This window comes from Paenibacillus segetis (assembly GCF_014639155.1).
In the GTDB taxonomy this organism is placed as follows: Bacteria; Bacillota; Bacilli; order Paenibacillales; family Paenibacillaceae; genus Fontibacillus; species Fontibacillus segetis.
Map to the genome: position 1 here is coordinate 1 of NZ_BMFT01000008.1, position 12,342 is coordinate 12,342.

Genomic DNA, 12,342 nt, shown 5'->3' on the forward strand with positions numbered 1-12,342 from the left:
CCCATCCGTAAGTGGTAGATTGCTCCACCTTTCATTATTCCACCATGCGGTGAAATAAATTATCCGGTATTAGCTACCGTTTCCGGTAGTTATCCCAGTCTTACGGGCAGGTTGCCTACGTGTTACTCACCCGTCCGCCGCTAAGTATCAGAGGTGCAAGCACCTCATCAACTCCGCTCGACTTGCATGTATTAGGCACGCCGCCAGCGTTCGTCCTGAGCCAGGATCAAACTCTCCATAAAAGAAAAGATGATTGTGCTCATTTTGAAACTGACGAGAATATTAATTCTCTTTTTTTTGAATTTCACTTGCGTGAATTTCACTCACTCGTTGTTCAGTTTTCAAAGATCAACTTCGTTTTTTCGTCTTCGCTGTTTTTCAGCGGCGACTTTTATAATCTACCACATTCACCCGGTTTAAGTCAACAAGTTTTTTTCGTTTTTTTTCAGCCGTTAAACCGACAACCACGATTCAACAAGTTTTTCTTTTTTAGGGGCGAGATATAATTTATCATATCCCCCGCCCCATAGTCAACCCTAAATTGAAATTTATTTTTCTTTATTGTTTTGCTTGAGGAAACCAGCCTCTACGAACATATTTAGATAGCTCTTTAGCAGGAGCAAAACGTGCGTACATACGAAACACCGTTTTGTATCTTTTTGAAATAGCCTGACGGATTTCTTGGTCCAAACGATGATCACTCATATCCAAGAGCATTTCATCTAATTCTTTTCGGAGGACATAATCTAGCTCCTTACATTCTTTCTCATTGAACAACATTCCCAACATTGTGTCACATCTCCTTAATCGTTCAGGTTTCGAATTTTGAAGGTATTGGGTTTGTCCTATGATGTTCTATTGGACCCACGTTCACAATTCTTTTGTTAAATAAAATTAACCTTGTCCCCTGCTGAATAAACTCGGCTATAAGAACCGTTTTAATGGTATTCACATTTTTTTGGAAAATTATGATCAATTCTGATATTTTATAAGCTAACTAAATATAGTGTAAGTGTACTCTCAATAATTGCAGCGATCAGCAATGATATAGTAATCCATATCGATGCCCTTACAATTGTTTTAAGAAAAGCACCCCAGTTTACTGTCCGCTCCGATAAATCCCTAGCGCCCCACTCACCCAGACCTTTCATCACCAAGTATCCAAATTGTAATCCAAATGCGGCTGCGATTAAAATCGCTGGAATTTCAATAATGCCATGCGGTAATAAGCCTTTAACAATCAGATCAAACAAATTCTCCCCTTGCGTAGCCGCTGCACTTAACAAATAACCAATGACCATCCCGTTCATGATCAAGAAGAAGATAGGTAATAAGCCAAATAAAGCACCAGCAAAAATAATTACGATACTCTTCACCGCATTATTTAGAAAAATAAACACAAAGAAATTCCATTCCGGATGAGCAGACTGTGATAACTCCTGGCTATATTCACGCAAACTTTCCAATTGAGGAGCAATCAACGTTGTAATAAAATCTGCATTTACTGTTCCGATGACCATCCCCGCCACGAATAGAACCAACGATAACAGCATCATCTTCTTATATTTCAATATATCCTCTACAAATCGACGCCATGAAAGCATAAAGTAAAACCTCCCTGTTGTATTTGTTGTAATTCATGAGACAAAACGGTAATAAAAGTTACTGGTACGAGCATACATTGTAAAAGTGGACAAATTCATTCTGATGACGAGAGGGGCTTAAAGCTCATGAACAACTTCTTCTATGTCCTGAACGGGAAGAAAATCAAAAGGTTTTTCTTTGTTTTTACTGCGGCCCTGTTTGCAGTAGGTATTATCTATGTAGAGAAGGGTCACGTCACCGTGTTCTCCGAAGAAAGCAGTCCTTCCGCCGTTTACAGCGTATCAACGGACAAGAAAGTGATCGCCCTGACTTTCGATATAAGTTGGGGAGATAAACGTACGGAGCCAATCCTAAAGATACTCAAGGATAAAAACGTACAGAAAGCAACCTTCTTCCTCTCTTCTCCTTGGAGCAAAACTCATCCGGAAATTGTAAAAGCGATACAACAGCAAGGATACGAAATCGGAAGCCATGGACATAAGCACGTCAATTACAGTGGGCTTAGTGAAGAAGAAATTTCCCGCCAGATCAACTCTGCACATTCTATATTAACCGATTTAACTGGAAAAGAGCCAAAACTCCTCCGTCTCCCTAATGGAGATTTTGACAAGCGAGTACTAAAAATTGCCCAGAACAAAGGATATACAGTCATTCAATGGGATACTGACTCACAGGATTGGATGAATAAAGGTGTGCAGACTATCGTAGATCGTGTAGTGAATAAAGCCCACCCTGGTGATATCGTATTGCTCCATGCCAGTGACTCTGTCAAACAAACTCATGAAGCACTACCGATCATTATCGACGAGCTCCGTAAGAAGGGCTATGACTTCGTCTCCGTTTCCGACTTACTTCAGGAGGCTAGCGTTAAAGGTACGGAGGTTCGTGATCAAACTTGGGTCAACGAACAAATCGATAATGCTGCCGGGATGTAGATCAATTCTTTTATATAATCAACCCTTGAGACTTCCATGATTTGGGGGTCTTTTTGGTGTTATTAAAGTAGTTTTATAATAAAAAGAGCTCAGGGATTATGCCCCGAGCCCTTAATATTTGCGTTATGTATGATTATCGACTTGATGGTTTCAATACCCGATGTAAAATCAAAATTTGGTAAGCATTACAAGCAAGAAGTGGCGCTCCGATCCATATCGTGGCTTGGTTAACTCCGATATTTAGCACGCCAATCATCTCTACAATCGTCACTGCGATCATGAAAAATAATGTTGGAATCCAAGCTGAAGCATTCGTCCATTTCGCTTTGAAATAAGCTGTCACGAGAGCAATGATTAGTACGATGATGCCTAGCATCACATCTGAAATCCCACTTTTCCCTTCGCCTACAAAGACCCGAAGAAACATGAGCTCCATAAGTGCTAATACAGTGAGTGCAATCTGCACATAACGCCAGGTCATTCTAGAAAAGACACCTGATCCCATGTAATTCATCATTAGATATGCAAAAAAGCCCATTTGGGAATAGATACTAACCATAATCCCAACTCCAAGTAATATGAGGATATTCATTAGGAAATCAGCAGTTCCATTCAATTGAATAGTATGAGTCCATTGCAATAACAAACCGGCAAGCAATGATCCAACGGCACCAACTACCAAACTAGTCCAAAGCAAATACAGCCATTTTTTCAAGTTCAAATGTCACACCTCCGAAATTATTTTACCAACGTTCCCAGTAAAAAACCATTCTTTTCAATAGGATAATTCTTTTTTACATCCACATAATAAGGGCAGTGACGCTAACAAGGAGGAAGGGAACATGAAATGGCTGGGTTACCGATGGTATTTATGCATCTTATGTACAATTGCTCTTCCGCTAACGGCCTGCGGTTCTGAACAAAGCTCTTCGTCTCAAGGAGGAGGATATAAAGAAACCAAAACCATGCTTATTGACATTCTTAAAACAGATGAAGGTAAGAAAGCTATATATGAAGCATTAAGCAGCGGAGGCGGTAGCTCTAGTTCAAGCTCCAGTTCGGAGTCAGGCGATTCAAGTGGTAGTAGTGGAAGTGGTGGTGGTTCGGTTGGTATCAAAATGATTCTCCCATCGCAAAGCAATGAGGAAATACGACTCGCTGTTAAGGATACAATTACCTCACCCGATTATAAGAAGGAAATCGAAAAAATTATGAAAGATCCAAAGTTTGCTGGAGACTTTGCTAAAGCCATTAATTCCGAGAGCAAACAACTCCATTTACAATTAATTAAAGATCCTTCTTACCAAAAGTCGGTAGGCGAGATCATGAAATCACCGGAAATGATGAAAATGTTTCTCGACCTCACGAAGACGTCGGATTATCGTAAACAATCGATGAATGTCATGCAAGAAGCAATGCAAAGTCCATTATTCAAAATGGAAGTTATGGAAATTCTAAAGTCCGTTGTTAAAGAACAACTCGAACCCAAAGGCTCACAATCCAAAAGCAGTGGTGAAAGCGGCGACTCCGGGGGCAAAGAATCAGGTGGAGGCGATAGTAGTAGTGGCAGTGGTGGCGAATCTGGATCTTCTTAAAGTACCATCATAATACTCACATAAATAAAGACTGACCTTGTGGTCAGTCTTTTGCGTATTTAGCTAGAACTTGTCTAGCCAAATCATCATATAATTTCCCCGTTTCACTGTCTTCTTTATAGATTGAAGGTGAATAATCCGGTTCTGAAGGATGGTTATCAGGTGCTCCTAAAGGAATCTGAGCAAGCAATTCAGTATGAAGCGTCTCTGCTAACCTTGCCCCGCCACCTCTACCAAATATGTAATCCTTGTTACCGCATGCTGAACATTGGTAATAGGCCATATTTTCTACCACGCCCAGCACTTCATGATCTGTCTGAAGCGCCATTGCTCCCGCACGTGCCGCCACAAATGCCGCGGTTGCATGCGGAGTCGTTACGATAATCTCCCTGCTTTGTGGAAGCATTTGATGTACATCAAGCGCAACATCACCTGTTCCAGGAGGTAGATCCAGCAGTAGGTAATCCAATTCGCCCCAATTTACATCACTGAGAAATTGCCTTAGCATCTTCCCCAACATCGGGCCCCGCCAAATGACAGGATTATTCTCACGAATGAAGAATCCCATGGACATCACCTTGACGCCAAAACGTTCAACTGGAATAATCGCCCCTTCCTCTACAATAGGAGATTCCTCAATTCCCATCATATCCGGAACGCTGAAGCCATAAATATCTGCATCGATTATTCCTACTCGTTGCCCACTACGAGCGAGTGCCACTGCCAGATTAACAGTTACGGTAGATTTACCTACCCCACCTTTTCCACTAGCTATTGCAACAAATTTCACACCCGCATCAGGATCCAATATCGGTAAATGCTCTAGACCCGCTCCATGACCTTTGAGATTATCTGCTGATGTAGATTCTTGGTCTGCCGAAGCGGTATGATCTGGACCCAGAACTCCCTCTCGCTCTTGTTCAGAAGCTACTCTAAAACGACAATGCACGTCTTTAACCCCTACTTCCGAAAGACGGAAGCGGATTTCGCGCTCTAGTTCCTCTTGTTGATCCATCTCTAAACATACAATCGTAAGTGAAACGCGATCTTCTTTGACCATAATGTCGCGAATCCACTGCATTTCTACCAAGCTTTGCTTCAACGTAGGTTCAGCAATTGGGCGTAGAGCAGCAAGTAGCTCTTCCTTCGATAACAATGACAGCACCTCGAATTCTTATCATATCGTATTCATCACTATGATAATCATTATAGCATTATCTGTCATCATCTGCTCCACCCTCGCTCTTTTCTCCTGCACTGTACCGTAGAATCCCCTTATAAATTGCACCAGCTACTTTACGTTGGTAGGCATCATCCTTAAGCCACTTAGCCTCCTCGGGATTTGATAGAAATCCAACCTCTACTAGAACAGCAGGTATTTTCAGAGCATCTAACAAATAAACGGTTTTATCGGATTGTTTGGCAACCCGGTCGGTATTTTCTAAGTTATATTTAAGTTCTTGTTGCACTAGCTGAGCCAAATTTACACTATCCTTGTTCTGGTAATTATAAAATGTCTGCGCTCCGCTCCAACGCGATGACGGCACGCTATTCATATGTATGCTAAGAAAGAGCTTCGCTTCCTTCTCTTCAATAAACCGTACACGCTGCTTAAGGTCCTCTGACTTACGTTTTTTATACCCTTTCGTATTTGTATCCGCCAAGTCTCGATCATCCTCACGTGTCATAACCACGATAGCCCCCGCTTGTTGCAAATAATCTCTTAAGTATAACGCTACAGCTAAATTAATGTCCTTCTCGATAATCCCCTGCTTACTAACAGCCCCTCCATCGGGACCCCCATGACCCGCATCAAGCGCTATGGTTACTCCCGCAAGAGGAAGACTCCAGTATTTTGATACCTTTGTCGTTGGGATCTCATAAGCAGCTATCCCCAGTATCAAGCCAAGCAAACCTATGCCAATCAACACCTTTTTTACATGGCTAAAGGAAATCGATACAAACACCTTGTCTCTTGAGCCCATAAAAAAGCCACCTCCGTCCCCATATTGACAATACTCATCTATATGGGACAAGGTGGACAAATATACCTCTAAAGCTTAAATCACGACTTGATGACTCATACCTTCGATCAATACTTTAGCAACTTCAGGCCGAGTGAACTCTGGAGGAGGGCACACGCCATCACGTAGCAACGCTCTCACCTTAGTACCGGACAAGGTTAAATGATCTTCATTCGAATGAGGACAAGTCTTACTTGACGCCATGTTGCCACATTTGGTGCAGAAGAAACTATGTTCGAAGAACAGCGGGGCAATCCCCAATTCTTCAGAGCTAAAGTTAGAGAAGATTTCTTGAGCTTCATAGGTACCGTAATAGTCACCTACCCCAGCATGATCCCGACCAACGATAAAATGCGTACAGCCGTAATTTTTCCGAACCATGGCATGGAAGATCGCTTCACGAGGTCCCGCATAACGCATAGCCGCAGGGAACACTCCTAGGAAAGTTCGATTTGCCGGATAGTAGTTCTCCAGGAGAGTCACATAGCTTTTCATTCGTACATCAGCAGCTACGTCATCCGACTTAGTCTCACCAACTAACGGATTCAGAAACAGTGCATCTACAATCTCCATCGCACTCTTCTGAATGTACTCATGAGCTCGATGAACTGGGTTTCTGGTTTGAAAACCAACCACGGTTCTCCAGCCCTTTTCAGCAAAAATGGCACGAGTTACAGCCGGATCATAATAAAATTCACCGAATCGTTCTGGCTGTGGACGATTAAGCACCTTAATTGATCCACCAACATAGATCGGTGAACGCTCTAACAATTTTTTAACACCAGGATGTTCTGGATCCTCTGTCTTAAATACATTCCGGATTTCTTCCAACTGATCAACTTTATAAATACTCTCAATATTCAAAAGGCCATATACCACTCCGTCATTCTCACCGATCAGAGCTACCTCTTCGTCAATCGAAAGGTTCTGTGCTTGTTCTTCACTAACTGAAAGTGTAATAGGTATACTCCATACTGTTCCATCAACTAGTCTCATTGATTTGACGACGGAATGATAGTCTGCTTCATTTAAGAACCCCGTCAACGGTGAAAATGCTCCTACCCCGATCAAATCGAGATCCGAAATGGTCCAAGTATTTATTCGAATCGATTTTAAATCTTTTACCGTAGCCAATAATCTCTCACGCTCATCGCCAGTGACAACTTGATTTACCAAAGTTCCACCATGCGGTGCAATTGCAGTCATATCCTTCTCTCCCTCGTTATACATATAGAGTACATTTATTTATGAAGTCCACACTCAGTCTTCTCTGACCCTGCCCAACGTCCAGCACGCGGATCTTCCCCTGGCATTACCGGGCGAGTACATTGCTCGCAACCAATACTAGGGAAGTTCTGATCATGAAGAGGATTATAGATCAGATCGTTCTTACGAATATATTCCCAAACATCCTCTGAGCTCCAACTGGCTAACGGATTAAACTTTACTAGACCGAATTTACTATCATATTCAACTTTCTTCGCATTGGCACGTGTAGGGGCTTGATCGCGGCGAATACCTGTAATCCAAGCTTCATATTGCGAGAGAATCCGAGTTAAAGGCTCTACTTTGCGAATGCCACAGCAAGCATTAGGATCCGTTATCCACAATTGCTCCCCATGTTGCAGTGCTTGTTCTTCAGGAGTGATTATTGGAGACACTTTTACAAACTCTAGAGCATACTTAGCAGCCATTGCATCCCTAGTCTCATACGTTTCTTTAAAATGAAAGTCCGTATCTAAATAAAAGATGTCACTGGATGGGCTGATTTTCTGCAGTATATCTACTAATACGACATCCTCAGCTCCAAAGCTGCAAGCAAAAGTTATGTTCGGAAATGCTTCAACAGCCCACTTCACTACTTCTTCGGCAGATGCTAATTCCAATTCCTCAGCCTTAACCCTAATTAATTCCTCTTTCTCCAATAAGTTCATTACTTCTCCCCCTCGTACAATACATAATAAAGGAAATAGTCCCACTAAACACATTTGAATTATAAATTTAAGTATAAAACTTTCCTGTAATAAGTCAATATTTCCAAATAAAGAACCCTCTACAAAAGGGCTCCATTCCTTACTCTTCTTTCTCCCCAGGATCTAAAAAAAGACCTTCATAAGCAGGGGATCTGCTAATTGAAGGTCTTTAGTTAACATAGAATCGGTTTAATACAAAAACACCGTACATAGGGAAAATAAGGACGTATCGATTCGAAAAACAAAATAAAAACCTCTGACCAAAAGGCCAGAGGCTGAAATTCCTTGTAAAACAAGGGATTAACGTTTCGAGAATTGTGGTGCGCGACGTGCGGCTTTAAGACCGTATTTTTTACGTTCTTTCATCCGTGGGTCACGAGTCAAGAATCCTGCTTTTTTAAGAGCTGGACGAAGTTCTGGATCTACTTTAAGCAATGCACGGGAGATACCGTGACGGATTGCTCCTGCTTGACCAGAAGTACCACCGCCGTGAGCAGTAACGAGTACGTCATAGTTGCCGATCGTTTCTGTTAGGTTAAGTGGTTGTTTTACAATCAACTTCAAAGTTTCCAGACCAAAATATTCATTGATGTCGCGTTTATTGATGACAATGCGTCCTTCACCCGGTACTAGGCGAACACGAGCTACCGAATGTTTACGACGACCTGTCCCATAGTATTGTACTTGTGCCATGAAACTGTCCTCCTTTTAATTATCCACGAAGTTCGTAAACTTCAGGTTTTTGTGCTGCGTGTGGGTGCTCATTGCCTGCATAAGCTTTCAATCTCAGCTTCATTTTTTCGCCTTGGCGAGTTTTTGGCAACATACCGTGAACAGCAGATTCGATCATACGTTCAGGTTTAGTTCTGAGCATGTCTTGTGCAACCGTAACTTTCAGACCGCCATTATGCATGGAGTGACGATAGTACTTTTTGTTCTCCATTTTCTTACCAGTCAGTGTGATTTTCTCCGCGTTAATTACGATAACAAAGTCACCGCCGTCAACGTGTGGAGTAAATTCGGGTTTGTGTTTACCGCGAATGAGTGCTGCAGCTTCGCTAGCCAAACGGCCTAACGTTTTGCCAGTGGCATCAATAATGTGCCATTTGCGCTCAACTTCGCTTGGCTTAGCAATATAAGTGGTACGCATGTAAAGATCCTCCTTCATTCTCGTCCGAAATAGTCCATTAATGCTGAATATGATCAACAATTCAGAATGCAGACCATTTCAGCCCATTTATCTTCGATCGTTGTCATTTTTACTTGTAAACTACTATTCAATCGTTGGTATTACTGATGTTTTGGTTTTCCTAATTGGGGGCTGTGGGATAGCCATTAAGAAAACACAACTTTTATTTTACAGGATGTAAAATCATTAAGCAAGTCTTTTTTCATCCATTTTTCAAGTTTAGTCGAATAAATCACCGAATACATCCAGCACAGATTTCTTCTTCTTATACTTGTGACTTCCTTTGTTATACTCCTGTTTCTGATACCTAGGATCGTAGTTCGGTTGAGTTGGATAATCAGCTCTTGAATTATGATTCGACGAAGAGTTATAGTCAGCTTCTCTACGTCCTTCCGCATATCCGCTAGAACGATGATCATACCATTCATTAAATGCTGGACGAATATCACGGATTTCGCTCAATAGCTTCTCAAGCTCTCCCCGATCGAGCCATACTCCTTTACAATCAGGACACACATCAATCAGCACATTATCCTTCTCTACTTCTCTCATACGAACATCATTACAAACAGGACACTTCATTTGGTTACTACCTCCTGTGGTATCGTTTTGTATGTGTTACGGATGATACATCCCTTGGTTTCATCAGTTCATCAACTCAGCCCATTCTGAGTCTAATCACTCTAATCTTCAGACATGTTCACTATACTCTACATTCCATAACATTAAGCCTTTGCTCTCGGCAGTTGGTCCTGCAGCCGTACGATTCTTCTGCTCCAAAATAACCTTCATTTCTTCTGGTCGACGCTTACCTTCGCCAATCTCCAGCAAAGTGCCCATAATAATTCGAACCATATGTTGTAGAAACCCACTACCAGTAATATAAAAATGAATGATACCTTGCTCGCGTGAACCCGAAATATCCAAAGACGTATCCACGTCGATGCGAGCTGAAAAAATCGTACGTACATGACTTGCCTTGGTCGATCGCCTAGAAGCGAACGAAGTATAATCATGAGTACCAATGAGACATGCTAGACTTTCACGCATAGCGGATACATCTAATTTGCCTGGATGATGATATTGATAATTACGCCCAAACACATCCGGCACTCGATTTCCATTTATCGAATATCGATAGGTTTTCCGTTTAGCTGAACGTCTTGAATGGAAATCAAGTGGAACTTCCTTTGCACCTATAACCCTAATATCGGAAGGAAGGCGTCCATTGAGTGCCATGCGCCATCGTTCAATTGGGATATGTGATGATGTAATGAAATGGAATGGCTGTTCTCGAGCATGCACTCCAGCATCCGTACGTCCAGATCCATGAATCTTCACTTCTTCCCCAGTCAAATGGGCAATGGCCGCTTCCAAATGATCCTGTATGGTATTCCCACCAGGCTGCGTTTGGAAACCGTAATAATTAGTTCCATCATAGCTGACAGTCATAAGTACATTACGCAATAGACACCCTCCTTCCGCTTTGTCATAAGCTGCTGAAATATCACTTCATGTCCCGATTACATGGAAAAACTCTCCGATCGCGAGGCCTGATGGACGCGCTGACAGAGAGTTTTCTATTCCCCAAGAGGAAACTAGGATATAAGATCCTAGTGATTACGAACGGTCTACCAGTTCCAGATAAACCATAGGTGCTGCGTCGCCACGGCGAGGTCCTAGTTTCATGATACGAGTGTATCCACCTGGACGTTCGGAGTAACGAGTTGCCAAATCTGAGAACAATTTTTGGATAGCATCCTGCTCTCCATCAATCGATTCACGACGAACATAAGCTGCCACTTGACGGCGAGCATGAAGATCTCCACGCTTAGCTTTAGTGATCAGTTTCTCAGCGATAGAACGAACTTCTTTCGCTTTTGCCTCAGTCGTTTGGATACGTTCGTATAAGAATAGGTCAGTTACCAGGTCACGGAATAAAGCTTTACGTGCGCTGGAATCGCGGCCCAACTTTTGGTATGCCATGAGTTTTCCCTCCTTCGCTAAAACGATTCAAGCAGTCTATTCTTCCGTACGAAGACCTAATCCTAGCTCTTCGAGCTTCTCTTGTACTTCCTCTAAAGATTTACGACCAAGGTTACGAACCTTCATCATATCTTCTTCGGTTTTCGTTGTAAGCTCTTGTACCGTATTAATACCGGCACGTTTGAGGCAGTTGTAGGAACGAACAGAGAGATCAAGCTCCTCAATCGTCATTTCAAGAACTTTTTCTTTCTTGTCTTCTTCTTTTTCAACCATAATTTCAGCGTCTTTCGCTTCATCCGTGAGACCCACGAACAAGAAAAGATGCTCGGTCAAAATTTTAGCACCGAGGCTAACTGCTTCCTCTGGTCTGATGCTGCCATCACTCCATACTTCAAGCGAGAGCTTGTCGTAGTTAGTCACTTGGCCAACACGTGTATTTTCTACAACGTAATTGACACGAGTAATAGGGGTATAGATCGAATCAACAGGAATCACACCAATTGGTTGATCATCTCTCTTGTTCCGATCTGCCTGAACGTAACCACGACCGCGCCCTGCAAAAATCCGCATGTGGAGTCTGGAACCCGGCTCAAGCGTTGCAATATGCAAATCCGGATTCAGAATTTCCACATCACTATCCGCACGGATATCTCCAGCCGTAATGATTCCTTCGCCTTCCGCATCGATTTCAAGAGTTTTCTCTTCATCAGAGTGGATTTTAAGCGAGAGAGCTTTCAGGTTGAGAATGATCTCCGTAACGTCTTCCATTACGCCCGGGATGGTTGCGAATTCATGCAGAACACCATCGATTTGGACCGAGGTTACCGCCGCACCCGGCAGAGAAGAGAGCAAAATCCGGCGAAGCGAGTTGCCCAGTGTGGTGCCATACCCACGCTCAAGTGGTTCTACTACAAATTTCCCATAGGTGCCATCATCGTTAACTTCAACGGTCTCAATTTTCGGCTTTTCGATTTCTATCACGAAGTACCCCTCCTTCAAAACGTCGTTCCTCTAGAAAATGCATGCTTACTGAAG

The 12,342-nt window shown here is 42.5% G+C and carries 15 protein-coding genes and 1 rRNA gene; 2 read left to right on the forward strand and 14 right to left on the reverse strand.

The genetic code is table 11. From position 1 onward, the window contains the following. From IEW05_RS24705 to IEW05_RS24715, 3 genes are all read right to left on the reverse strand, one after another. A 16S ribosomal RNA gene (locus tag IEW05_RS24705) occupies nucleotides 1-242 on the reverse strand; the annotation flags it as partial. A 316-nt stretch (nucleotides 243-558) separates the two neighbouring features. Next, nucleotides 559-789: a hypothetical protein gene (locus tag IEW05_RS24710; protein ID WP_188542541.1), complete on the reverse strand. Its 231-nt coding sequence runs from the start codon at nucleotides 787-789 to the stop codon at nucleotides 559-561. Nucleotides 790-986: 197 nt separating this feature from the next. Next, on the reverse strand, nucleotides 987-1,604 hold the full coding sequence (locus IEW05_RS24715) for a stage II sporulation protein M (RefSeq protein ID WP_188542542.1): 618 nt from the start codon (nucleotides 1,602-1,604) through the stop codon (nucleotides 987-989). 126 nt (nucleotides 1,605-1,730) lie between these two features. Between IEW05_RS24715 and pdaB the strand changes: the two genes are divergently transcribed. Then, nucleotides 1,731-2,540 carry a polysaccharide deacetylase family sporulation protein PdaB gene (gene pdaB / locus IEW05_RS24720; RefSeq protein ID WP_188542543.1) on the forward strand — a complete coding sequence of 270 codons (810 nt, stop codon included), beginning with the start codon at nucleotides 1,731-1,733 and terminating at the stop codon, nucleotides 2,538-2,540. Between the two features lie 133 nt (nucleotides 2,541-2,673). On the opposite strand, the gene IEW05_RS24725 is transcribed toward pdaB, so the two are convergent. Continuing rightward, nucleotides 2,674-3,261 (reverse strand): KinB-signaling pathway activation protein, encoded by a 588-nt coding sequence (locus tag IEW05_RS24725; RefSeq protein WP_188542544.1) that lies wholly within the window; start codon nucleotides 3,259-3,261, stop codon nucleotides 2,674-2,676. Between the two features lie 121 nt (nucleotides 3,262-3,382). On the opposite strand from IEW05_RS24725, the gene gerD reads away from it, so the two are divergent. Further along, nucleotides 3,383-4,135 carry a spore germination lipoprotein GerD gene (gene gerD, locus IEW05_RS24730; RefSeq protein WP_188542545.1) on the forward strand — a complete coding sequence of 251 codons (753 nt, stop codon included), beginning with the start codon at nucleotides 3,383-3,385 and terminating at the stop codon, nucleotides 4,133-4,135. A 43-nt stretch (nucleotides 4,136-4,178) separates the two neighbouring features. Here the strand turns inward: gerD and salA are convergent, their stop codons facing one another. From salA to IEW05_RS24780, 10 genes are all read right to left on the reverse strand, one after another. Then, on the reverse strand, nucleotides 4,179-5,291 hold the full coding sequence (salA, locus tag IEW05_RS24735; RefSeq protein WP_188542546.1) for an iron-sulfur carrier protein/transcriptional regulator SalA: 1,113 nt from the start codon (nucleotides 5,289-5,291) through the stop codon (nucleotides 4,179-4,181). 58 nt (nucleotides 5,292-5,349) lie between these two features. After that, nucleotides 5,350-6,120, reverse strand: a complete 771-nt coding sequence (gene cwlD / locus IEW05_RS24740; RefSeq protein WP_188542547.1) for an N-acetylmuramoyl-L-alanine amidase CwlD — start codon at nucleotides 6,118-6,120, stop codon at nucleotides 5,350-5,352. A 75-nt stretch (nucleotides 6,121-6,195) separates the two neighbouring features. Further along, complete coding sequence (sat, locus tag IEW05_RS24745; protein WP_188542548.1) at nucleotides 6,196-7,365, reverse strand: sulfate adenylyltransferase; 1,170 nt, start codon at nucleotides 7,363-7,365, stop codon at nucleotides 6,196-6,198. Between the two features lie 35 nt (nucleotides 7,366-7,400). Continuing rightward, nucleotides 7,401-8,093 carry a phosphoadenylyl-sulfate reductase gene (locus IEW05_RS24750; RefSeq protein WP_188542549.1) on the reverse strand — a complete coding sequence of 231 codons (693 nt, stop codon included), beginning with the start codon at nucleotides 8,091-8,093 and terminating at the stop codon, nucleotides 7,401-7,403. A 339-nt stretch (nucleotides 8,094-8,432) separates the two neighbouring features. Then, the gene (gene rpsI / locus IEW05_RS24755) at nucleotides 8,433-8,825 is read right to left on the reverse strand and encodes a 30S ribosomal protein S9 (RefSeq protein WP_188542550.1); all 393 of its coding nucleotides are present in this window, start codon (nucleotides 8,823-8,825) and stop codon (nucleotides 8,433-8,435) included. Between the two features lie 19 nt (nucleotides 8,826-8,844). After that, nucleotides 8,845-9,282, reverse strand: a complete 438-nt coding sequence (gene rplM / locus IEW05_RS24760) for a 50S ribosomal protein L13 (protein ID WP_188542551.1) — start codon at nucleotides 9,280-9,282, stop codon at nucleotides 8,845-8,847. A gap of 258 nt (nucleotides 9,283-9,540) precedes the next feature. Next, a complete protein-coding gene (locus IEW05_RS24765; RefSeq protein ID WP_188542552.1) occupies nucleotides 9,541-9,903 on the reverse strand; it encodes a TFIIB-type zinc ribbon-containing protein in 363 nt (120 codons plus the stop codon). A 108-nt stretch (nucleotides 9,904-10,011) separates the two neighbouring features. After that, the gene (gene truA, locus IEW05_RS24770) at nucleotides 10,012-10,788 is read right to left on the reverse strand and encodes a tRNA pseudouridine(38-40) synthase TruA (RefSeq protein ID WP_188542553.1); all 777 of its coding nucleotides are present in this window, start codon (nucleotides 10,786-10,788) and stop codon (nucleotides 10,012-10,014) included. Between the two features lie 153 nt (nucleotides 10,789-10,941). Beyond that, a complete protein-coding gene (gene rplQ / locus IEW05_RS24775; RefSeq protein WP_188542554.1) occupies nucleotides 10,942-11,307 on the reverse strand; it encodes a 50S ribosomal protein L17 in 366 nt (121 codons plus the stop codon). A gap of 36 nt (nucleotides 11,308-11,343) precedes the next feature. Next, on the reverse strand, nucleotides 11,344-12,288 hold the full coding sequence (locus IEW05_RS24780; protein ID WP_127194430.1) for a DNA-directed RNA polymerase subunit alpha: 945 nt from the start codon (nucleotides 12,286-12,288) through the stop codon (nucleotides 11,344-11,346). Between the last annotated feature and the right edge of the window lie 54 nt (nucleotides 12,289-12,342).